Raw genomic sequence first — 20799 nt, forward strand, 5'->3', positions numbered from 1 at the left:
GGATCATCTGCGCCGTCGCCATGGCGTTGCTCGTCGTCGGTGTGACCTCCGAACGTGGCCTCTGGTGGCGACTGGTGACGTTCACCTACCAGGTCAACGTCGCGGCCGCCGCCTACTACCTGTGGACGCTGGTCCGGCCCCGGGCCGACGAGCGCGCCGCGTTGCGCGGCGCGGTGGTCCTCTACCTCGCCATGGCCGGCCTGGTGTGGAATCTGTTCCTCGTCGAGCGCAGCATGGGGTACACGGTCGCCAACCTGCTGCTGCACTGTGTCGTACCGGTGCTCGCGCTGTGCGACTGGGTGCTGGCGGACCGGCCGAAACTGGCGTGGTGGCATCCGATCGCCTGGCTGGCGTTCCCGGCCGCGTACCTGGTGCTGGCGCTTCTGGTCCTCAACGACCTGGGCCGTCGGGCGCCCTACTTCTTCCTCGACGTCGACAGCGTGGGAGCCGGCGCGGTCGCCGCCAACGTCGCGGCGCTGGCCCTCGGCGTGCTGGCGCTGGGGTATGCGCTGCTGGCCGTGGGCGGCGGTGTGAAACGTTCGCCCGCATTACCCCGATAGTCGTTCAACAGGGGAGAACCCCGCCGATTACCTAGGATGGCACCGTGGCGAGCGCCTCACGTGAACACACCCGACGTCGTTCCTCGATCGGCCGCATCGCGGCTGTGCTGGGAGCCGTGACAGTCATGACCGGCCTGACGGTCGGCCCGTCAGCGATCGGCGCCATCGGCTCCGCGGTGCCGACGCTGCCGTCGACGATCAGCGAGATGTCACCGTCGCCCGGTCAGACTGTCGGCGTGGGCCACCCGGTCACGGTCACCTTCACCGCACCGGTGCCCGACCGGGCTGCGGTCCAGGACTCCTTCGCGGTGCGGCCGGCTGATGCCACACCCGCGCAGGGCACGTTCACCTGGCTCGATGACCGGACCATGCAGTGGACGCCCACGCAGTTCTTCCCGGCGCACGCACCCATCGACGTCTCGGTCGGCGGCTTCGCGACCAGCTTCGAGACCGGGTCCTCGGTCGTCGGCGTCGCCGACCTCGACGCCCACACGTTCACCGTCAGCATCGACGGCGTCGTCGCCCGGGAGATGCCCGCATCGATGGGCAAGCCGAAGCACCCCACCCCGATCGGCAGCTTCACCGCGCTGGAAAAGCAGAAGTCAGTGGTCATGGACTCGCGGACCATCGGCATCCCGCTGTCGGATCCCGAGGGCTACAAGCTCACCGTCGCTGACGCCGTGCGCGTCACGTGGGGCGGGGTCTACGTGCACTCCGCTCCGTGGTCGGTGGGATCGCAGGGGTATGCCAACGTCAGCCACGGCTGCATCAACCTCAGCCCTGACAACGCCGCCTGGTACTTCGACACCGTCAGCGTCGGCGATCCGATCATCGTGCAGGCGTGACGGAGTCATCACACCGTCATATTTGCTGCGCGGTCGAGGGGTAACCGTCTGTCACTGAAGACGGAGGTGCGACCATGCCCGAGCACGCACACGAGACAGCCAGCCTTGCCGACGTGTCCCAGATCGGGGATTCGCCGCTACTGCGGGCAATGAGCGGGGAACACATCAGCGTCGAGGCGCACGACAATCTCGTCGAGATCGCCCGCTACGAGGAACGGCTCGTTCAGCAGTTGGTCTGAATCCGGAATTTCGCCGTCGCGGCGTCGCTCGGCGTCCCGGTGAAGTTGCCGTCAGCGGTGCCGGTGATCGTGTACCGGCCCTGCTGCCCGGTGACCTGCGCCTCGCCGATGTTGCCCTGCCAGAAATTGCCGGAAAAGCCTCCGATGTCGCGGAATTCGACGGATTGCGCTTTCGGCGGCCCGTCCATCGCCAAGACCGCGGTGAAGCCCTTGTCCTTGCCTGGTGTCTGGATGTACCAGGTGAAGCCCGTCTGCTGGCAGGTCACCGGGAACGCCCCGCCGGCGTCGTTGCCGTCGATCGCGACGGTGGCCGTGGTGCCACCGAGGGCGGGCTCGGGCGACGAGCACGCCGTCAACGCGAGGACGGCGCCGCCGGCCGCGATGACCGCGGCGAGATGTCGAGTCTCCATGGCGCTCGACTCTATGCGGTCATCGGCCGTTGCCCGGGGACTTCGGAACGCAATCTTTGCGGACGTCATCGCAGAAGGGCGGCCGTCGCGGCATCGGCGGGCAGGAACGCCTCGATGCTCAGTTCCGCGGCAGTGAGGTCGAGCGCGGTCCCGAACGTCGTCACCATCGACAGCAGTCGCAGTTCGGCACCGTCGGGCGTCGTCAGCTCCAGCGGAACCGCCACCCCGCCCAGATCGGGGAAGCAGTCCTCGGCGCCCGGATATCCGCCGACCTCGTCGAGCAGAGCGGTCAGCTCCCCGGTGTCGTCGGCTGCCACCTCCCGCCGCAACCGCTCGATCAGATGCCCACGCCATTGACCGAGGTTGCGGATGCGCGGCGCCAGACCCTCCGGATGCAGCGCGATGCGCAGCGCGTTCGGCCGGTCGAGCAGATGCGGTGCGACACCGGCGAGCAGCACGCTCGTCCCCGCATTGGCGCTGACCAGGTCCCAGACCCGGTTCACGACGATGCAGGGGTAGGGCTCGTAGGCCGCCAGCACGCGCGCCAGACCGGCCTGCACCGCCGCCATGTCCGGCGCGTCCAGCGGACGCTCGCTGTACGCCGGGGCGTGACCGGCGGCGACCAGCATGTGGTTCTGCTCGCGTCGGGGCACGTCGAGAACGCCGGCCAGCCGCAGCACCATCGCCCGGCTGGGAGTCGCGCGGCCCGTCTCGACGAAGCTGATGTGCCGCGCAGACACCTCGGCCTCCAGCGCCAGGTCGAGCTGGCTGAGCCGGCGCCGCATCCGCCAGCGCCGCACCATCACGCCGACCGTGCGCGGCGCGGTGTCCTGAATCGCCATCACGCCAGTGTGGCGGCCCCGGGTAGGCATCACCACTACCTCACAGGTAATTGCCGACCTAACCTCTGACGCGAATCGTGAAGGCATGGCCGAGAACAACACTCCGCGATGGCTGCGCATCGTCCTGATCTGCGACCGGACCGGCTCCGCGTGGTATGTGGGCACGGGCTTCTTCTTCGCACCGATCCTGGCCGTGCTGTCGCCGTGGCCGGGCGTGACGGCGGCGTTGTGGGTGATGATCGGACTGGCCGGGCTGTGGCTCGGACTGCTGGGGCTGGCGATGGCCACCGGCCTGGCGATGGTGCTGCGCACCGGCAGCGAGATCGGGGACGACTATTGGCGCTCGGTCATCGACCTTCCGACCGCGCCCGACACCGATCGCACGCCGTCACTCAGTGGGCGACCGGACACCCCGAGCCGGTGTAATCGACCTGCCAGTGCTTGATCCCGTTGAGCCACCCCGAGCGCAGACGTTCGGGAGTGCCGATCGACTGCAGGTCGGGCATGTGGTCGGCGATGGCGTTGAACATCAACTCGATGGTCATGCGGGCCAGGTTGGCGCCGATACAGTAGTGCGCCCCGGTGCCGCCGAACCCGACGTGCGGGTTCGGGTCACGGAGGATGTTGAACGAATACGGGTCGTCGAACACCTCTTCGTCGAAGTTGGCCGACCGGTAGGACATGACGACGCGCTGGCCCTTCTTGATGGGCACGCCGGACAGTTCGTAATCGCACAGCGCGGTGCGCTGGAACGACGTGACCGGGGTCGCCCACCGCACGATCTCGTCGACCGCGGTCGCCGGGCGTTCGGCCTTGAACAGCTCCCACTGGTCGGGGTGTTCGGTGAACGCGATCATGCCGTGGGTGATCGAGTTGCGGGTCGTCTCGTTGCCTGCGACGGCGAGCAGCACCATGAAGAAGCCGAACTCGTCGTCGGAGAGCTTGTGGCCGTCCACGTCTGCTTCCACCAGCTTCGTGACGATGTCCTCACCCGGCTGCTCGGCGCGCTGGGCCGCCAGCTGCATCGCATACATGATCAATTCCGTTGCGGCATTGCGGTTGTCGTAATGAGCGAATTCCGGATCGTCGTCACTGACCATCTGGTTGGACCAGTCGAACAGCTTCTTACGGTCCTCGATCGGCACGCCCAGCAGACCGGCGATGGCCTGCAGCGGGAGTTCGCACGACACCTGCTCGACGAAGTCGCCGGCCCCGGCGGACGCCGCGGTCTCGGCGATGGCGTGGGCACGGGCATCGAGGTCGGCGCGCAGCCGTTCCACCGCGCGGGGGGTGAAGCCGCGGGAGACGATCTTGCGCAGATGGGTGTGGTGCGGCGCGTCCATGTTCAACAACACGAACTTGCCGGTCTCGATCTGCTCTCCGGTCGAACCCTCGGGGTAACGGGGGAGCGCCGTCTTCACGAGGCTGGAGAAGACATCACTGCGCTTCGAGATCTCTTTGACATCGCGGTGTTTGGTGACGACCCAGAAGCCGCCGTCCCCGAAGGGGCCCGCTCCACCCGAGGTCTGTTCATTCCACCAGATCGGTGCGCTGCGCCGCAGTGCGGCCAACTCCTCGACCGGCAGGCGCTCGCAATTGAGGTCGGGATCGGTGAAGTCGAAACCTGGCGGGAAAACCGGAGTCGGCATACGGGGGCTCCTTGCCGTCATGGGGCCGTCATGGGGCTCTTATCGATACCTACACCACGGGCGGGGGTCCTTGCGCCGACTTCGCAGACTTCTTCGCACCCGGCTGTAACGAATGTGACTCCCGGGGAGAAGCACAGGGTGACAATGATCCGATGCGGCCCGCAGCAGTGGCCGCACACCCGAAGGGGGCACCGGTGATGATCGGATGGCATCTCAAGACCGCCTCTGCCGTGGGCGCCGCCGCAATCGCCGGACTGCTGGTGTGCGCACCGCTGGCAGCCGCCGATCCCGACCCGGCGGTTCCGCTGCCGGCCCCGGCTCCTGGCCCCGTCCAGCCGCCCGTCGATCCGGTCGCCGGCCCCGGTGCGCCGGTCCAGGCGTTGGCCGGTGGCCCAGCTGACGCGGCAGCGGCACCTCCCGCCGGCGTGCCGCACCTGTCCAGCCCCGAGAACCTGCCGCCGGGCACCACGGAAACACCGGCGCCGCAGACCCGCCTCGGCTATCTCCGGGACCTCTGGCACTCGATGCAGACCCAGGAGGTGTCCGGGTCGGACGCACTGCTGCTGCTGACCCAGCGCCCGATGTCAGCGACGCCCGGCATGCAGCCGACCCCGCCCGCACCGGCCGCCCCGGCGCCGGCGCCGGAACCCGCGCCGCTGGCCCCCTAGCTTCTAGAGCGCCGCGTCGGCCATTGCCTCGATGCGGGCCGGCACATGCTTGTGCAACGGCGTACCCGCGTAGGCATCCCGCCATCGGCTCGACGTGAGCGCGTTCGGCGCCACGCCCGGCGCCACGACATGGCCTTCCGCATCGACGTAGTCGACCCCGAACCCGTTGGGCAGTGAGGCATGCCCGGGCAGCATCGCGTCGCTGATCTCGACGACGGCCTCGGCCGTGCCGGCAGCGGTGCTGATGCGGGCCCGTCCACCGTCGCAGAGTCCCAGCGCGGCCGCATCCGCGGGGCTGACCCGCAGCGCCCCCTGCGCATCCCGCGTGCGCCAATTCGGGTCACGCAGGATGTCGTTGGCGGTGAAGGCGCGGCGCTCGCCGGCCGAGAGGACGATCGGGAACTCGGGCGACGTCAGCGCCGCCGGTGTCTCGGTCAGCTTCTCCACCTCCGCCAGCATCTCGGGTATCGCGATCGAGATCCTGCGGTCGTCGTGCGTGATGAGCGCGAAGTCGTCGTCGTACTCGTGGACGGTGAAGGTGATCCCGGAGCGTCCGGTGAGGATCGCCTCGAACAAGGCGTTTCCGTCGGCGTGGCCGGCGCGCCGCACCGCCTCCGGATAGGTCATCGCGGTCTTCTGCGCCATCCCCCACAGCGCCGCAGCGCCGGCCAAGCCGTCGGGCAGCGTCGGCCCGAGCGTCTCGTACAGCACGAACGGAAGCACTTTCGCCAGGCCAGGATTGGCGCCCACCGCGGTGAGGAAGGCCGCGGCGAATTCGTCGAGACCGTGCTCGGCGGCGTCGCGCAGCGGAGCGAGCTCGGAGTCGTCGACGACGCCGAGGGCGCGGGTCAGGCGGGCCCAGATCTCAGGCTCGGGCAGCGTGCCCTCCAACGGCTCCATCAGCCGGTGGCGCAGATGGAAGGTGTTGCGGGGGAACTCGAGGTTGAAGAACGTGGCCTCGGCCTTCTCGAACTGGCTGGCCGCGGGCAGCACATAGTGTGCCAGCCGAGCCGTTTCGGTCATCGCCACGTCGACGACCACGAGCAATTCCAGACTTTCGAACGCCGCGTGCACGGCGGCCGAATCGGCGACCGAATGTGCCGGGTTGCTGCTCTCCACGATCAGCGCGCGGAACCGATCGGGGTGGTCGGTCAGGATCTCGTCGGGCACCACGTTGCTCGGCATCAACCCGCCGATGATCGGGGCGCCGGTGACCGGCGTGCGGCCGACCCCGCCAGGCCGGAACAGGGGCGCGAACGACGAATGCAGGTGCTGCGAGCCGGGTTTGGCGAAGTTGCCGGTCAGAATCCACAGCATCTTGTTGAGATAGGAACACAGCGTGCTGTTCACCGACTGCTGTATTCCGAGGTCCTCGAACACCGCCACACTGTCGGCGCGGGCGATGCGGCGGGCCGCCTCCCGGAGCAGGTCCTCGTCGACTCCGCACCGCGCGGCGTAATCGCTGACGGGAACCTGGGCCAGCACCGCGCGAACGTCCTCGGCGCCGTTGACGTGCTCGGCGAGAAATGCTTCGTCGCAACGGTTCTCCTGGACCAGCACCGCCGCCAGCGCAGCCAGGCACCACGCGTCGGTGCCGGGCCGCACCCGAAGGTGGAAGTCGGCCATTTTCGCGGTGTCGGTGAGCACCGGATCGATCACGATCATCGAGCGCGCCGGATCCTTGGCGATCTCGTTGAGCACGACGCGGGCACGCGGGAAGCTCTGCGACATCCACGGGTTTTTGCCGACGAACACCGACACCTCGGCGTGGTCGAACTCGCCCCGGGTGTGACCGCCGTAGAAGTGGGCGTCGACCCAGTGCTCTCCGGTTTTCTCCTGGGCCAGCGCGTTGGACCGGTGGTAGGAGCCCAGTGCTTTGAGGAAGGCACCGCTGTAGGCGCCGCCGAGGTGATTGCCCTGGCCCCCGCCGCCGTAATAGAGGATCTTGTCGCCGCCGTGCGTGTCGGCGATCGCCCTGAAGCCCGCGGCGATCTCCGAGATCGCGGTGTCCCAGTCGATCTCCTCGTAGGAGCCGTCAGGACGGCGGCGCATCGGAGAGGTCAGCCGGTTGCGCTGATTCTGGTAGTGGTCCAGTCGCAGCGCCTTGTTGCAGGTGTAGCCCTGCGACGCCGGGTGGTCCTTGTCGCCGCGGATCCGGGCCAGCCTGCGGTCGTCGACCTTCACGACGATGCCGCAGTTGCATTCGCACAGGATGCACGCGGTGGGTTGCCAGTCATCGGTCGTGTCGGTCATCGCGCGGTTCGCTTTCTCGTGCCGGCGGGCAGTGCCGCGTGGATCACCTCTGCCAGCTGCTCGTGCACCCGGTTCAGAGGTTCGTCGTCGCGCTGCGCCCGTGCGATGACGATCGCCCCCTCGAACGCCGACAGCACGAACACCGCGAGGTCGTCCGCGCGCTCGCCTGCGACACCGTCGGCACGCAGCCGCGCGGCCAGCACCTCGCGCCACCGCGCGAAGGCCGCAGCGGCACGGTCGAGCACGGGCCGCTCGTCGGCGCCGGGATCACCGGCCTCGACGGACACCGCGACCACCGGGCAACCCGCTCGAAAATCGCTGTCGCGCAACAGTTGCGCCTGCCGGGTGAACAACTGGTCCACGGCATCCAGACACGACGGCGCCGCGTCGAGCTGGCGCACCATGAAGTCTGCGGCGTAGTCGACCGCCTCGCAGAGAAGCTGGGTGCGCCCGCCGGGGAAGTAGTGGTAGGCCGACCCGCGCGGGGCGCCGCTGTGCTCGAGAACGTCGGCGATCGCGGTGGACTGGGCGCCGCGCTCCCGGATCAGCAGCGCGGCCGAGGCGACCATGCGGTCGCGAGGACTCGTCATGTATGCAAACCTACATAACGCTGACCCAGGAAGGAAGCGATTTCGGCGTGGTTGCCTTCGCCCAGCGCAGACAACCACGCCGAAATCGCTACACCGCGGCGGCCTCGTTCAGCTCGGAGAGCCTGCCCGTCGCCTCCAGGTACTCCTGCACCCACCGCTCGATCACCGTGGCGGTCTTCTCGACCTTGGTGAACTGGCCGACCACCTGACCGACGGGGTTGAACGCGACGTCGACCGACTCGTTCGGGTACTTGTGCGTCGCGGCCACCGCCATGCCCGACACCATGTACTGCAACGGCATGCCCAGGGGCTTGGGGTTTTCCGGGTTTTCCCAGGCTTCGGTCCAGTCGTTCTTGAGCATGCGGGCCGGCTTGCCCGTGAAGGACCGACTGCGCACGGTGTCACGGCTGGTCGCCTTTGCATACGCGGCGTGCTGGACGGGCGTGTGCTCGGACTCCTCGACCATCACCCACTGCGAACCCGTCCAGGCGCCCTGGGCGCCCAGCGCGAGCGCCGCGGCGATCTGCTGACCGCTGCCGATGCCGCCCGCGGCGAGCACCGGCACGGGCGCGACCTCCTTGACCACCTGCGGCCACAGCACGATCGACCCGATGTCACCGCAGTGCCCGCCGGCCTCGCCGCCCTGGGCGATGATGATGTCGACGCCGGCGTCGGCGTGCTTGCGCGCCTGGTAGGGCGATCCGCACAGCGCCGCCACGACACGACCCTGCTCGTGGATGTGCGCGATCATGTCGGCCGGCGGTGTGCCGAGGGCATTGGCGATCATCGTCACCTTCGGGTGCTGCAACGCCACCTCGACCTGCGGGGTCGCCGTCGCCTCGGTCCAGCCGAGCAGCTGCAGAGCGTCGTCGTCGCTGTGCTCGACGGGCACCCCGTGCTCGGAGAGGATCTTCTTGGCGAAGTCGATGTGGTCCTGGGGCACCAGATCGTTGAGCGTCTTCTTCAACACCTCGGGGTCCATGTCGGCGGCGTCGGAGCCCTCGTACTTGTTCGGTATCACGATGTTGACCCCGTAGGGGTGATCACCGATGTGCTCGTCGATCCAGTTCAGCTCGATCTCGAGCTGCTCGGGGGTGAAGCCGACTGCGCCGAGCACGCCGAAGCCGCCGGCCTTGCTCACCGCGACGACGACGTCACGGCAGTGAGTGAAGGCGAAGATCGGGAATTCGATGCCGAGTTGATCGCACAGGGGAGTATGCATAGTCCGCTCCTGGTGGGCTCATGGGCCGAACGCGTCGGAAATTAGAACGTGTTCTACTTTAGTACACCGCGAAGACCGTCATGGCTACCCCGGCCCGGTGTGGTGACCCGCAGCACCGGCCAGCCCTCGGCCGCCGCGCGAGCGGCGAGCTCGCGGCGCGGGTTGACCGGACGCGGCTGACCCACCAGCGACATCAGCGCGATGTCCTCGTTGCCGTCGGCATAGAACCAGCTGTCGGCCAACGCGATGTCGCGGCGTTCGCACAGCGCCACCACCGCATCGGCCTTGCGCCGCCCCCAGATCACCGGACGCTGGATCCGGCCGGTCAGGCGGCCGTCCGCGTCGACCTCGAAGTGGTTGCAGACCACGTGCTCGATCTCGAGGAACCTCGCGACTGGCTCCGCGTGGATGGTCAGCGCCGACGAACACATCACGACAGTGTGGCCGCGGCGCTGGTGGGCGAGCACCACCTCGTGCATGGCAGGGAAGAGACGTGACCGCACACGCTCGCGGAACAACCGCTCACCGATCTCGTCAAGTTCGGCCAGTGACTCCCCGCGCAGATATCCGGCCGCACGCTCGAGCAGCTTGGCGAAGTCGACGCGGCCGAAGCGGTAGCGCATCGCCGCCTCGATGACACCGGTCACCTCGCCGAGCCGCGCCTGCCGGCGCCGAATCCGGTCCCCGGCGTGCGCGGTGGCGGTGAAGCCGTCGACCAACGTCCCGTCCAGATCGAAGAACGCGCCGACCTGGGAACCCCGCGGGCTCGCCGCGATCGCCGCCGGCAGCTCGGCGGGGAGAGCGGGCTCGACGGTCACGATCTCCTCGCATCTGGCCGGTCTGGCAGCGTTGACTCGCCATGCTACGGGCCGCGCCGACACTCCTGGTTTAATCTGTGCCGGTCGCCGCAAACGGCCACGGTAGTTTGGTAGCCGGGTTCAGGAAGCAGCCTGTGCGAGAGGTGAATGAGAGTTTTCGCTCTCGCAGTGGGCGCACAGCGGCCTGACATGGAAGGTGAACCTTGGACGAGCAAGCAGCCGACGGCACAGCCGCCTCAGCAGGGGCTTCGAACTGCGACGTTGCCGAACGATGGGTCGATGGGGTGGCCATCGTGGCGGTCTCCGGCGTCGTCGACATGCTCACGTCACCGCAGCTGGAGTCCGCGATCGACGCCGCACTCGCGCAGAAGCCGTCGGCCGTGGTGATCGATTTCACCAACGTGGAGTTCTTGGCCTCGGCCGGGATGGGCGTTCTGGTCGCCGCACACGACAAAGCCGGCTCTGAGGTCGCATTCAGCGTGGTAGCCGACGGTCCGGCAACCAGCCGGCCCCTCAAATTGGTGGGCATCGCGGAGATCGTGAGCCTCTATCCGAGCCTGGATGAGGCACTGGCGGCGCGTGACGCGTAGGAAAGCCGCGTAGAAACGTGCGTCTTGGGGTAGCCACCGCTTGCCATGATCGATTCCATGCCGCCGGCTGAAGTTGCCAACGCAGAGCGTTTCGAGCGATTCGGCCTTGACGCCGACGCCGGAACGGTCGCGAGGGCGCGTCGCGAGTTCGCCGCGTGGCTGAACCGTTTCTTCGCTCTCGACGAGGAGCGGAGCAGCGATCTGGTGTTGGCCATCAACGAGGCGCTGGCGAATTCTGCGGAGTTCGCCTACCGGCTCGCCGAGCGACCCGGCACGATCGACATCTGCGCCCTGTACGACGCCGAGCGCGAGATCCTCACCGTCGACATCACCGACCGGGGCACGTGGCGTACGCCGCAGACCGACCCGGTGCCGCGCACCCGCGGCCGCGGCATCCCGCTGATGGAGACCCTGTCCGACCGGGCCATCATCGAGCCCTCCACCCAGGGCACCCATGTGCGCCTGGAGTGGCACGGCGTCACCCGCCTCTGACTTTCACCTCCGGTACGTGCCGGTGCCGGTGACCAATGGCAGGTCGAGCGTCGTGCGGACACCCGCTTCGGCGGCCACCACATCGGGGATCGCATTGACGATCCGGCCGGCGGCGGCCAGGATCGCCGCGTAGTTGTGGTCTCCGTTGCGACTGGTCGGGCAGATGTCCATCACGTAGGACGGCTCGCCGGTGATCTCCACCCGGTAGGACCCGCCCTCTTGCGCGGGTTGCGCCCAGTCGGGTCGCAGATCGTTGCGGAGCCGCGTGATGTGTTCGACCACGATCACCGGTACGGAGCCGACGAGGCCCTGGATCTGGAACCGCACCGCCGCGACGGTGCCCTTCTTGATCGTGCCGACGGCGACGTCGAAGTCCTCGGGTGCGGGCTCCTGCTCGACGCTGTCGGTGATCTCGTCGATCTCGACGCCCAGGCCGGCGGCCAACTGACGGATCGCCACGCCCCACGCAGCGCTCAGCACGCCCGGCTGGTAGAGGAACGGCAGGTCGCCGATCTCGTTCCCGAAGCCCATCACGTCGAACATCACGGTGGCGCCGTCGTAGGTCGCGTAGTCCGCGATCTCCATCGTGCGGATCTGACTGACGCGCGCACACGTGCCCGCCAGCGCCAGGGGCAGCAGATCGGTGACGAAGCCGGGGTCGACCCCGGTGACGAACACACTGGCATTGCCCTGGCGGGCAACGGATTCCACCCTCTCGATCGCCCTGTCGCCGATGACACCCCAGGGATAGGCGAGGAAGCCTGGTGACGAGCCAACGACGTTGATGCCGGCCTCCAGGAAGGCGCGGACGTCGGCCAGCGCCTCCTTGGGCCGGATGTCGCCCATCGCGCAGTAGACGACGCAGTCCGGCGCGTCGGTGATGATCGTCGAGAGGTCGCCGACCGCACGCACGCCCGTCGCGCCGTCGAGGTGGGCCAGTTCTGCGGCGTCCTTGCCGAGCTTGTCCGCCGAGGACACCCAGACGCCGGTCAGCTCGAAACGCGGATCCTCGATCAGCTGGCGCAGCGTCAAGCTGCCGCAGTTGCCGGTCCCGATCTGCGCCACTCGAATCGTCATGGCGAGCAGTATGCGTGCTGCGCCACCGAATTGGAACAGGTTCTAATTCGTTGGGAGAGGGTGAGGTAGCCTGACGCCCCATGGGACGCGTGGACGGAAAAGTGGCACTGATCAGTGGTGGCGCACAGGGGATGGGCGCCGAGGACGCCCGGGCGCTGATCGCCGAGGGCGCCAAGGTGGTGATCGGCGACATCCTCGACGAGAAGGGTCAGGCGCTGGCCGAGGAGATCAACGCCCAGACCCCGGATTCCATTCGCTACGTGCACCTCGACGTCACCCAGGCCGACGAGTGGGACGCCGCGGTGGCCACCGCGCTCGAGGCCTTCGGCACGCTGAACGTTCTGGTCAACAACGCCGGCACCGTCGCACTCGGCAAGATCGGTGAGTTCGACATGGTCAAGTGGCAGAGGGTCATCGACGTGAACCTCACCGGAACGTTCCTCGGCATGCAGGCCTCGGTCGAGGCGATGAAGCAGGCGGGCGGCGGGTCGATCATCAACATCTCGTCCATCGAGGGGTTGCGCGGCGCGGTGATGGTGCACCCGTACGTGGCGTCGAAGTGGGCGGTGCGCGGGCTGACGAAGTCGGCGGCGCTGGAACTGGGCCCCCACAACATCCGGGTGAACTCGGTGCATCCCGGCTTCATCCGCACGCCGATGACCAAGTTCTTCCCTGACGACATGCTGCGAATTCCGCTGGGCCGGCCGGGCCAACCCGACGAGGTCGCGAGTTTCGTGGTGTTCTTGGCCAGTGACGAATCGCGGTACTCGACCGGAGCCGAGTTCGTCATGGACGGCGGATTGGTCAACGACGTTCCGCACAAGTAGCGCCACACTCTCCGGCGGCGACGGAGCGCGCCGTTAACAGCAGTGCCGTCGACGATCGGCGTCCTCGCGGGATACGCACCACCCTGATCGTCGTCGTGCTGGCCGCCCTGGTGGCAGTGCTCGGCGTCGCCGATCTCCCCGAGTTCGCCCGCCCCATTCCTGCCCCGGCACGCGTCGAGCTGGCCGAGGGCTGGAGCCTCGCGTCGGCGCGCGTCATCGGAGACGACGGCGCGGCCGTGTCGTCACCGGGGGCCGCCCAGGCGGGGTGGCACCCGATCGCACACATGCCGGCCACCGTGCTGCAGACGCTGCAGGCCGACGGCAGCTATCCCGATCTCTACGTCGGCACCCGGCTGCGCGACGATGTGCCCTGGGATCTGTACCGACAGGACTGGTGGTACCGCACAACCTTTCACGCACCCGGTGGGCACGCGACCTATCTGCTGGACTTCCCGGGCATCAACTATCGCGCCGAGATCTGGCTCAACGGCCACCGCATCGCCACGGCCGACCAGATCGTCGGCATGCACGCCGCACACCAGGTCGACGCGACGCCGTGGATTCACCGCGACGGCACGAATGTGCTGGCGGTCAAGGTGACTCCCGAACAGGCACTGCAAGACGTCGACGGCGTCGAACTGGCCGACAGCTGGTACGACTGGATCAACTGGCGCTATCTCGGGTATCGCGCTCAACCCAATGCCTCGCCCGTCAACAACTCCTTCGTCCCGGATCGCAACGCCGGCATCTGGAAGCCCGTGACCCTGCAGATGTCTCAAGACGTCTCGCTCGGCGAGAGCGCCGTGACCTCCGAACTGCCACTGCCTCCGACGGATTCGGCCACACTGACGGTGTACACGACAGTTCGCAACTATTCGCCGAAAAGCGTGCGCGGCGTGGTGCGCGTGACCATCAGCCGAGCGGCAAAGCCCACCGTGACGCTCGATCAGCGAGTGACGTTGGCGCCGGGGGAGAGTCGCGAGGTGCGCTTCGCCACCGACCGCTATCCGGAGTTGACGCTCGACCACCCCGATCTGTGGTGGCCCTACACCATGGGCGAGCCCGCGCTCTACGACCTGCACACCGAGTTCCGTCGCTTCGGGCACGTATCCGACGACCGCACACAGCGTTTCGGTATCCGCAGCGTCACCCAGCACCGCGACGGCGACACCAGCCACCCCGAACTCGGCGGCGGGGGCAACTTCTACCTCACCGTCAACGGCCGCGACTTCCCGGTGCGTGGCGCCGCCTACACACCCGATCTGCTGTACGCCGACGACCCGGCGCGCGACACCGCCACGCTGCGCTACGTGCGCGACCTCGGCCTGAACATGCTGCGCATGGAGGGCAAGTTCCCCGGCGAGCGGCTGGTGCAGATGGCCGACGAACTCGGCATCCCGCTGATGCTGGGCTTCATGTGTTGCAACCAGTGGGAGAAGTGGTCGCAGTGGGACGCCGAAGACAATCGGGTCGCCCGGGACAGCCTCACCTCACAGATCACCATGTTGCGTTCTCACCCCTCGGCTTTCGTGTGGGCCAACGGAAGCGACGGCACGCCACCGCCGGACCTGCTGGCTGACTACCGCCGGATACTCGGGGACCTGCACTGGCCGAACGCCATCGTCGACACGGTGTCGAGCTTCGCCCGCGACGCCGAGGGCACCGTGCTTTGGGACGGGATCCACATGGCCGGACCGTACAGCTGGCGGCCGCCCAGCTACTGGTTCGCCGGCCGGTACGGCGCCGCGCGGGGCGCCAACGCCGAGCAGGGCGACAACGAACACATCCCGCCGATGGCGAGCCTGCGCCGCTTCATCCCGCCCGACAAACTGTGGCCGATCAACGACACCTGGTACTTCCACGCCGGTGCCAACACCAGCAACTCGGCGTTGACAACGATCCGCCGCGCTGTCGACAGACGTTACGGTCCGTCCTCGAGCGCCGAGATGTTCACCACCAAAGCTCAACTGGCGCACTATGAATCGACGCGCGCTCAGTTCGAGGCATTCGCCGCGGGCGGCTGGGACAGACACAAGATGACGATCTACTGGATGCTCAACAATCACTGGCCCTCGTTCTTCGGTCACCTCTTCGACTACTACCTGCGCCCGGGCGGCGCCTACTTCGGCGCCAAGACCGGGCTGCGTCCGCTGTCCGCCGTCTTCGACGCCTACGCCACCGGCGATCACAGCCGGGCCGCCGTGACCGTGGTCAACCAGACGATGACCGACCAGCGTGACCTGCGGGTGCGGGTGCGGGTGTACGACCTGGCAGGCCGGGTCCGCGACGACCGTACGAGCCCGCCCGTCGACGTCGCATCCGGCGGGACCGCGACGGCGCTGTGGTTGCCCCGTGTCGCACCGGATTCCCCGGTGTTCTTCGTCCGCGTCGAATTACGCGATGCCGCAGATCATCTCGTCACGGACAGTACCTACTGGCAGTCGCAGCGCCGCGACGACGTGGGTGACCCGGGTAACGACCAGGCGTTCGAGTTGAGGCCCGCCCGCTGGGCCGACATGACCGCGCTCAACACCATGCCACGCGGCAGGCTGGAGGTCAGTGCGAGGCACACCGCAGACGGAGTCGCGATCCGGCTGCACAATCCCGGCCCGGGAGTCGCCTTCTTCGCCCGCGCCGAGCTCACCTCCGGCCCTGACGCCGACGAGATCCTGCCGATCACCTACACCGACAACTACGTGACCGTCTACGGCGGCGAGACCGTCGAGATCCGGGCAGAGCCTCTGTCGGACGCTCCCCGCGCGGACTGGGTGCGCGTCACCGGCTACAACACCGCACCCGTCACCGCTGCGGTCCGCTGACCGATGCGTAGTGTCGTCAGGTGTGAGCGCACGGGCGGGCATCGTCATCACCGGGACCGAGGTCCTCACCGGCCGGGTGGCCGACCTCAACGGTCCGTATCTCGCTGATCGCCTGCTCGAACTCGGTGTCGAGCTCGCCCACATCACACTGTGCGGCGACCGCCCCGCCGACATCGAGGCGCAGCTGAGATTCCTCGCCGACCAGGACGTGGATCTGATCATCACCAGTGGCGGGCTCGGCCCCACTGCCGACGACATGACCGTTGAGGTGGTCGCCCGCTTCTGCGACCGAGAGCTGGTGCTCGACACAGAGCTGGAGACGACGATCCGGCGCATCGTGGGCAACCTGATGTCCCGGTACCCCGGCGTGGACGCCGAAGCCGTGCATGCCGCCAACCGCAAGCAGGCGCTGGTGCCGGCCGGCGCGACGATCCTGACCCCGGTCGGCACCGCGCCCGGTGTCGTGGTTCCCGGGCACCCGACGGTGGTGGTGCTCCCCGGGCCGCCTCGCGAGTTGCAGCCGATGTGGCAGGCGGCGGCAGCAACCGACGCGGTGGCCGACGCGCTGGCCGGTCGGACGCTCTATGAGCAGGAAACCGTGCGGATGTTCGGGCTGCCCGAATCCGGTCTGGCCGAGACGTTGCGCGAGGCACAGCGTGACGTCGACGGTTTCGACCGGCTGGAGATCACCACGTGTCTGCGCCGCGGCGAGCTGGAGATCGTCACCCGGTTCGAACCGCAGGATGCGCCGGTCTACGACGCGCTGCTGGCCACCCTGTCGGATCGGCACGCCCAGGAGATCTTCTCCACCGACGGGGCTCTGGTCGACGACCAGGTGGCGGCGCTGCTGACGGGGCGCGCGATCGCGACAGCCGAGAGCTGCACCGGTGGCCTGCTCGCCGCACGGCTGACCGAGCGGCCCGGATCGTCGGCGTATGTGTGCGGCGGTGTCGTCGCCTACGCGAACAGTGCGAAGGCCGAGGTCCTCGGCGTCGACCCCGAATTGATCGAGGCGCACGGCGCGGTGTCGGAACCGGTCGCCGAGGCGATGGCCCGCGGCGCACTGGCCCGCTTCGGGGCCGACACCGCGGTGGCGATCACCGGCGTGGCGGGTCCCGGGGGCGGCACGGAGGCCAAACCGGTGGGCACCGTGTGCTTCTCCGTGGCCCTGGCCGACGGCACCGTCGTCACCCGGACGACGACGATGCCCGGCGGGCGCTCGGACGTGCGCGACCGCTCCACCACCATCGCCATGCACATGCTGCGCAGGGTGCTGAGCGCATCCCGCTAGGGTGTGCACCATGGTTGACACCGACGAGCGGCAGGCGTTCTCGGCGCTCGCCGAGCAGACCGGCTGGGCGCACCGCCGTTCCGAGCGCAACGACTACTTCGCCAAGGGCTCGGTCCGGGTGCACGTGGTGTGGCAGGACGACAGCGTGGTCAACGGCGGCACGCTCTACCACGACGATCTCCTGACGTCGTACACGCGCGAGCTGCCGACAGTGCAGAGCTGGCTCAGGCGCTGATCACGCGTCTGATGTCGTGGAGGCGTCCCACAGCTTCGTCATCGCGGTGAGGATGGCCTCGGCCTCGCCGAGCCCGCCGAGGTGGCTTTCCCCCGAGAGCGTGTAGAGCTCGGCATCGGGCAGTCGCGACACCACGTGCCGGCCGTGTGCGAACGGCACGATGTGGTCTGCATCGCCGTGCCACCACCGCACCGGCTGCGTGACATCGGCGAGCCGGAAGCCCCAGTCGCGGGCGAACACCACGACATCGGCGAACGGAGCGGCGAGTTGCTTGCGACTGCCGTTGAGCAGGTCGTCGAGGAACATCGCCCGGAACTCCGGTCGTGCCAGGAGCCTGCGGTCACCTTCAGGGGAGAGCGCACCGTAGAGCCCGATGATCGGCGTGGCGATGGGCTTCACCAGGCGGATCAGTGGAGTGGCCACCATGCTCAACGTCCCGCCCACACGCGCGAGCACCGGTGCCGCGGGCACCCCGACGGTGCCCATCACCCCGCCTCCGATCGCGTCGGGCCCCTTGGTGGGGGCGACGCCGCCCAGGACGCCGGCCGCGACCACCCGGTCGGGCATCGCCGCAGCAACGCCCAGTGTGTACGGTCCACCGCCGGACAGCCCGATCACCATCATCTTGTCGATGCCCAGCGCGTCGGCCAGCACGCGGAGGTCGTCGGCGAAGTCGATGACCCGCCCGTAGGCGTACGGGGTGGACGAGCCGATACCGGGTCGGTCGATGCCGATCAGCCGGATGCCGTTGTGCTCGGCGTAGAGCCGGGCCTCCTGCGGGATCTGACGGCGCGCGCCTGGGGTGCCGTGCAGCCAGAACAACGGTGTGCCCTGCGGATCGCCGAATTCGGCGAACCCGAGACGGCGGCCGGCGCGGTCCGGGCCGACGGCGACGTTGCCCTCGAGTTTGGGACGGGAGATGTCGTTGGACATGCGCGTCAGTGTCGCATGGCAGCCGACGATGTCAGCCGACCCCGACCCAGCCCGGTGGCCGGCGATCGGCCCACCCCACGGCTGTTTCCAACTGCGCAGCCAGTGCCAGCAACACCTCTTCGCCGGGCGCCATCAGTTGCACCCCGATCGGCAGCCCGTCGGACGTCGTTCCGAGGGGCAGCGAGATCGCTGCCCACCCGGTCACGTTGGCCAAGGCCGTCCAACCGGTGGTGGCGAACTCCACATCGAAGAACGCGCGGGTGGTGCCGCGGGGTTGATCGAGCAGTCCGTAGGGCGGTGGGGGAGTCAGCAGTGTGGGCACCAGTAGCACGTCGTGGTCGAGCATCTGAGTGGCGAACCGACGTGTCTGCGCGTGGATCGCGGCGATCGCCTCGGCGTAGGCGACCCCGGTGGTCTGGAAACCCTCGTGGATCATCACCCAGGAACTCGGCTCGAATTCGTCCTCACGTGGTTCGCGACCCAGATGTGCGCGCGCCGTCGCGAACAATTCCACGTTGCTGACGGTGTGCAGGACGGCGATGGCGTCGGCGACGGCGTCGGCGTCGATCGTCGGGGCGCCCGCCTCGACGTGGTGACCGAGCTCGGCCAGCACCGCCGCTGTTCGCTCGACGGCCGAGGAGACAGCGGGGTCGGTCGCCGGACCGGGGAACGGCGATGACGTGGCCATCATGATGCGTTGCGGTGCAGGGGTTTTGGCGATGATCCGTAGGAATGGTTCGACCGGCGGCGGCGCCGAATAGGGATCGCCGACGCCGGTGCCGGTGACGGCGTCGAGCAGCGCCGCGCTGTCGCGTACGGTGCGGGTGAGGACGTGCTCGTTGACCAGACCTTCGAGGCCGTGGCCGGCACCCGGGGCGAACGAGGTGCGTGCGCGCCGCGGTTTGAGTCCGACCAGACCGCAGCACGCCGCGGGCACGCGGATCGATCCGGTGCCGTCACCGCCGGAGGCGGCAGGCACGATGCCGGCGGCGACCGCAGCGGCCGAGCCGCCGCTGGACCCGCCGGGCGTGATCCCCGGCCCCCACGGGTTGGCGGTGGCGCCGAACAACGACGGTTCGGTCGTGCAGTGATTGCCCCACTCGGGGGTGTTGGTCTTGCCGAAGATCACCAGGCCGGCGTCGGAGTAGCGCTGGACGATCCAGGCGGTGTCGGCAGCGACGTGGGTGCGCAGCGCACGGCAGCCCATCGCCTCGGGTGCGCCGGCCAGCGATGCACCCAGATCCTTGAGCAGAAACGGGACGCCGCCCAGCGGACCCGCCTGTCCGCTGCGCAGCTCACCCGATGCGTCGAGGGCGGCTGCGGCGTCGCGACCGTGCTCGAAGAGGTCGGTGATCACGGCGTTCAGAGCACGCCCTGCGTCGAGGCGGATGATCGCGGCCTCGAGCAGCTCGGTGGCGCTCAGTTCGCCGGCCGCGACCAGGGCGGCCTGGCCGACGGCGTCGATGTCGGCGAGTTCGACCGCGGTACGTGGATCCATGCGTGAATCCTTCCGGTCCGCGGCGCGCCCCGGCAACCCGAGCGGGCTCAGCCGCTTGCGGCGGCAGACACGTCACGGTGTCCGGTCACTTGCCCCCGGGGTAGCTCGCCCGACTGACTGCTCGCGCTGCCTGCCCAGGATGGTGTCGGTCACCGCGAGTGCGAGCAGGATGTCGCCGACGGTGATGGCCAGCCCCCACCAGTACATCCAGCGGATCGTCAGGTCGGGCTGCGCGGCGAAGTACACGAACAGGAAGATCGGGCCGACGATCCCGAACACGAACATCGTCAGCTGTATGCGCACGTAGACCCACAGACTCGACATCGCGCGACAGTGTGACCTTCGGCCCACCTGTGCGTCAACGGTCGGCCCTACGGGCACAGGAGAAACTGAGACAAACTAATCTTGACGGAACTGTCGATTCCCAGATGAGGTGACGTGATGTACCGAGCGACACGAGCAGCGGTGGCGACCGCGACACTGCTGATCGCCGCACCCCTGTTCGCCGCTGTGGCGACTGCCGACGACTCGGTGGTCAGCATGCCGTTCTCCGAGAAGCTGCGCCGCTGCGACTTCACCCAGGTCAAGTACGTGGGCGGCAGCGGTTACGGTCGCCCGTCGGCCCAGCTGCGCGTCCAGGGCGGCGAGGTGATCGCCGATGTCGAGTTCTTCACCGGTGTCCCCAACACGGCATACGACCTGCGGCTGATCCAACTGCCGCGGTCCTCGGCGGCCGACTGCGGCGCGGGAGCACCGGGAGTGTCCGCGACGACGCTGTTCACCGACGGCGTGGGTACCGGGCATGCCACAGTGCGTGGACCGTTGATGCCTGGCGCCACCGGCGCGTGGCTGGAGATGACCCGGCCCGGGACGTTCAGCCAGAAGCCCGACGAGTTCTACACGACCGATCTCATCGCCACCCTGTCATCGGCTGCCTGACA

The 20799-nt window shown here is 68.4% G+C and carries 22 protein-coding genes and 1 pseudogene; 12 read left to right on the forward strand and 11 right to left on the reverse strand.

Annotated features, from left to right (window positions below; genetic code table 11):
- The first annotated feature begins 20 nt into the window (after positions 1-20).
- The 3 genes from ACZ50N_RS13730 to ACZ50N_RS13740 all read left to right on the forward strand — a co-directional run bounded on the left by ACZ50N_RS13730 (position 21) and on the right by ACZ50N_RS13740 (position 1644).
- Entirely contained in the window at positions 21-560 is a 540-nt protein-coding gene (locus ACZ50N_RS13730; protein WP_464470745.1) for a Pr6Pr family membrane protein, read from the forward strand.
- Between the two features lie 44 nt (positions 561-604).
- Complete coding sequence (locus tag ACZ50N_RS13735; RefSeq protein ID WP_464473066.1) at positions 605-1405, forward strand: L,D-transpeptidase; 801 nt, start codon at positions 605-607, stop codon at positions 1403-1405.
- Positions 1406-1479: 74 nt separating this feature from the next.
- A complete protein-coding gene (locus ACZ50N_RS13740) occupies positions 1480-1644 on the forward strand; it encodes a hypothetical protein (protein ID WP_164481780.1) in 165 nt (54 codons plus the stop codon).
- On the opposite strand, the gene ACZ50N_RS13745 is transcribed toward ACZ50N_RS13740, so the two are convergent.
- Both ACZ50N_RS13745 and ACZ50N_RS13750 read right to left on the reverse strand, forming a co-directional pair.
- Complete coding sequence (locus tag ACZ50N_RS13745; RefSeq protein WP_048422390.1) at positions 1629-2054, reverse strand: lipoprotein LpqH; 426 nt, start codon at positions 2052-2054, stop codon at positions 1629-1631. The two genes, ACZ50N_RS13740 and ACZ50N_RS13745, sit on opposite strands and share 16 nt — an antisense overlap.
- 65 nt (positions 2055-2119) lie before the next feature.
- A complete protein-coding gene (locus ACZ50N_RS13750; protein ID WP_464473067.1) occupies positions 2120-2896 on the reverse strand; it encodes an MmyB family transcriptional regulator in 777 nt (258 codons plus the stop codon).
- An 85-nt stretch (positions 2897-2981) separates the two neighbouring features.
- On the opposite strand from ACZ50N_RS13750, the pseudogene ACZ50N_RS13755 reads away from it, so the two are divergent.
- A pseudogene (locus ACZ50N_RS13755) lies at positions 2982-3263 on the forward strand (hypothetical protein); the annotation flags it as partial.
- Positions 3264-3288: 25 nt separating this feature from the next.
- Here ACZ50N_RS13755 and ACZ50N_RS13760 read toward each other — a convergent pair.
- On the reverse strand, positions 3289-4545 hold the full coding sequence (locus ACZ50N_RS13760) for a cytochrome P450 (RefSeq protein ID WP_048422393.1): 1257 nt from the start codon (positions 4543-4545) through the stop codon (positions 3289-3291).
- A gap of 152 nt (positions 4546-4697) precedes the next feature.
- On the opposite strand from ACZ50N_RS13760, the gene ACZ50N_RS13765 reads away from it, so the two are divergent.
- Positions 4698-5213 (forward strand): hypothetical protein, encoded by a 516-nt coding sequence (locus ACZ50N_RS13765; RefSeq protein WP_464473068.1) that lies wholly within the window; start codon positions 4698-4700, stop codon positions 5211-5213.
- Positions 5214-5216: 3 nt separating this feature from the next.
- On the opposite strand, the gene ACZ50N_RS13770 is transcribed toward ACZ50N_RS13765, so the two are convergent.
- The 4 genes from ACZ50N_RS13770 to ACZ50N_RS13785 all read right to left on the reverse strand — a co-directional run bounded on the left by ACZ50N_RS13770 (position 5217) and on the right by ACZ50N_RS13785 (position 10096).
- Complete coding sequence (locus ACZ50N_RS13770) at positions 5217-7466, reverse strand: molybdopterin-dependent oxidoreductase (protein WP_464473069.1); 2250 nt, start codon at positions 7464-7466, stop codon at positions 5217-5219.
- The gene (locus ACZ50N_RS13775; protein WP_048422395.1) at positions 7463-8056 is read right to left on the reverse strand and encodes a TetR/AcrR family transcriptional regulator; all 594 of its coding nucleotides are present in this window, start codon (positions 8054-8056) and stop codon (positions 7463-7465) included. Before ACZ50N_RS13775 ends, ACZ50N_RS13770 begins: the two co-directional genes overlap by 4 nt.
- Before the next feature lie 88 nt (positions 8057-8144).
- A complete protein-coding gene (locus tag ACZ50N_RS13780) occupies positions 8145-9278 on the reverse strand; it encodes a nitronate monooxygenase (protein ID WP_464473070.1) in 1134 nt (377 codons plus the stop codon).
- A 53-nt stretch (positions 9279-9331) separates the two neighbouring features.
- On the reverse strand, positions 9332-10096 hold the full coding sequence (locus ACZ50N_RS13785) for an HAD family hydrolase (protein WP_073684839.1): 765 nt from the start codon (positions 10094-10096) through the stop codon (positions 9332-9334).
- A 203-nt stretch (positions 10097-10299) separates the two neighbouring features.
- Here ACZ50N_RS13785 and ACZ50N_RS13790 point away from each other — a divergent pair, with 203 nt between their 5' ends.
- Positions 10300-10686, forward strand: coding sequence for an STAS domain-containing protein (locus tag ACZ50N_RS13790; RefSeq protein ID WP_048422398.1), 387 nt, complete (start codon positions 10300-10302; stop codon positions 10684-10686).
- Positions 10687-10731: 45 nt separating this feature from the next.
- Positions 10732-11178, forward strand: a complete 447-nt coding sequence (locus tag ACZ50N_RS13795; RefSeq protein WP_464473071.1) for an ATP-binding protein — start codon at positions 10732-10734, stop codon at positions 11176-11178.
- A 3-nt stretch (positions 11179-11181) separates the two neighbouring features.
- Here ACZ50N_RS13795 and ACZ50N_RS13800 read toward each other — a convergent pair whose 3' ends face one another.
- Positions 11182-12255 (reverse strand): NAD(P)H-dependent amine dehydrogenase family protein, encoded by a 1074-nt coding sequence (locus ACZ50N_RS13800; RefSeq protein WP_464473072.1) that lies wholly within the window; start codon positions 12253-12255, stop codon positions 11182-11184.
- 80 nt (positions 12256-12335) lie between these two features.
- On the opposite strand from ACZ50N_RS13800, the gene ACZ50N_RS13805 reads away from it, so the two are divergent.
- The 4 genes from ACZ50N_RS13805 (at position 12336) to ACZ50N_RS13820 (ending at position 17427) form a co-directional block, all read left to right on the forward strand.
- Positions 12336-13082, forward strand: coding sequence for a glucose 1-dehydrogenase (locus ACZ50N_RS13805; RefSeq protein ID WP_046365790.1), 747 nt, complete (start codon positions 12336-12338; stop codon positions 13080-13082).
- 95 nt (positions 13083-13177) lie between these two features.
- Complete coding sequence (locus tag ACZ50N_RS13810) at positions 13178-15901, forward strand: glycoside hydrolase family 2 protein (RefSeq protein ID WP_464473073.1); 2724 nt, start codon at positions 13178-13180, stop codon at positions 15899-15901.
- 22 nt (positions 15902-15923) lie between these two features.
- Positions 15924-17192 carry a competence/damage-inducible protein A gene (locus tag ACZ50N_RS13815; protein ID WP_464473074.1) on the forward strand — a complete coding sequence of 423 codons (1269 nt, stop codon included), beginning with the start codon at positions 15924-15926 and terminating at the stop codon, positions 17190-17192.
- Positions 17193-17202: 10 nt separating this feature from the next.
- A complete protein-coding gene (locus ACZ50N_RS13820) occupies positions 17203-17427 on the forward strand; it encodes a hypothetical protein (protein WP_046365799.1) in 225 nt (74 codons plus the stop codon).
- Here ACZ50N_RS13820 and ACZ50N_RS13825 read toward each other — a convergent pair whose 3' ends face one another.
- The 3 genes from ACZ50N_RS13825 to ACZ50N_RS13835 form a co-directional block, all read right to left on the reverse strand.
- Positions 17428-18360 (reverse strand): alpha/beta fold hydrolase, encoded by a 933-nt coding sequence (locus ACZ50N_RS13825; protein ID WP_046365798.1) that lies wholly within the window; start codon positions 18358-18360, stop codon positions 17428-17430.
- A 31-nt stretch (positions 18361-18391) separates the two neighbouring features.
- Positions 18392-19858 carry an amidase gene (locus ACZ50N_RS13830; RefSeq protein WP_464473075.1) on the reverse strand — a complete coding sequence of 489 codons (1467 nt, stop codon included), beginning with the start codon at positions 19856-19858 and terminating at the stop codon, positions 18392-18394.
- A gap of 72 nt (positions 19859-19930) precedes the next feature.
- Positions 19931-20182 (reverse strand): hypothetical protein, encoded by a 252-nt coding sequence (locus ACZ50N_RS13835; protein WP_464473076.1) that lies wholly within the window; start codon positions 20180-20182, stop codon positions 19931-19933.
- Between the two features lie 117 nt (positions 20183-20299).
- Here ACZ50N_RS13835 and ACZ50N_RS13840 point away from each other — a divergent pair, with 117 nt between their 5' ends.
- Positions 20300-20797, forward strand: a complete 498-nt coding sequence (locus tag ACZ50N_RS13840) for a hypothetical protein (protein ID WP_046365786.1) — start codon at positions 20300-20302, stop codon at positions 20795-20797.
- The last annotated feature ends 2 nt before the right edge of the window (positions 20798-20799 follow it).

The sequence above is a fragment of the Mycolicibacterium obuense genome (genome assembly GCF_055397605.1).

Excerpts from the sequence above, each read along its gene's own strand:
- ACZ50N_RS13730 (WP_464470745.1), top strand. The coding sequence starts at position 21 with ATGGCGTTGCTCGTCGTCGGTGTGACCTCCGAACGTGGCCTCTGGTGG.
- ACZ50N_RS13740 (WP_164481780.1), top strand. The coding sequence starts at position 1,480 with ATGCCCGAGCACGCACACGAGACAGCCAGCCTTGCCGACGTGTCCCAG.
- ACZ50N_RS13745 (WP_048422390.1), bottom strand. The coding sequence starts at position 2,054 with ATGGAGACTCGACATCTCGCCGCGGTCATCGCGGCCGGCGGCGCCGTC.
- ACZ50N_RS13750 (WP_464473067.1), bottom strand. The coding sequence starts at position 2,896 with ATGGCGATTCAGGACACCGCGCCGCGCACGGTCGGCGTGATGGTGCGG.
- ACZ50N_RS13760 (WP_048422393.1), bottom strand. The coding sequence starts at position 4,545 with ATGCCGACTCCGGTTTTCCCGCCAGGTTTCGACTTCACCGATCCCGAC.
- ACZ50N_RS13765 (WP_464473068.1), top strand. The coding sequence starts at position 4,698 with ATGCGGCCCGCAGCAGTGGCCGCACACCCGAAGGGGGCACCGGTGATG.
- ACZ50N_RS13770 (WP_464473069.1), bottom strand. The coding sequence starts at position 7,466 with ATGACCGACACGACCGATGACTGGCAACCCACCGCGTGCATCCTGTGC.
- ACZ50N_RS13775 (WP_048422395.1), bottom strand. The coding sequence starts at position 8,056 with ATGACGAGTCCTCGCGACCGCATGGTCGCCTCGGCCGCGCTGCTGATC.
- ACZ50N_RS13780 (WP_464473070.1), bottom strand. The coding sequence starts at position 9,278 with ATGCATACTCCCCTGTGCGATCAACTCGGCATCGAATTCCCGATCTTC.
- ACZ50N_RS13795 (WP_464473071.1), top strand. The coding sequence starts at position 10,732 with ATGATCGATTCCATGCCGCCGGCTGAAGTTGCCAACGCAGAGCGTTTC.
- ACZ50N_RS13800 (WP_464473072.1), bottom strand. The coding sequence starts at position 12,255 with ATGACGATTCGAGTGGCGCAGATCGGGACCGGCAACTGCGGCAGCTTG.
- ACZ50N_RS13805 (WP_046365790.1), top strand. The coding sequence starts at position 12,336 with ATGGGACGCGTGGACGGAAAAGTGGCACTGATCAGTGGTGGCGCACAG.
- ACZ50N_RS13820 (WP_046365799.1), top strand. The coding sequence starts at position 17,203 with ATGGTTGACACCGACGAGCGGCAGGCGTTCTCGGCGCTCGCCGAGCAG.
- ACZ50N_RS13825 (WP_046365798.1), bottom strand. The coding sequence starts at position 18,360 with ATGTCCAACGACATCTCCCGTCCCAAACTCGAGGGCAACGTCGCCGTC.
- ACZ50N_RS13830 (WP_464473075.1), bottom strand. The coding sequence starts at position 19,858 with ATGGATCCACGTACCGCGGTCGAACTCGCCGACATCGACGCCGTCGGC.
- ACZ50N_RS13835 (WP_464473076.1), bottom strand. The coding sequence starts at position 20,182 with ATGTCGAGTCTGTGGGTCTACGTGCGCATACAGCTGACGATGTTCGTG.
- ACZ50N_RS13840 (WP_046365786.1), top strand. The coding sequence starts at position 20,300 with ATGTACCGAGCGACACGAGCAGCGGTGGCGACCGCGACACTGCTGATC.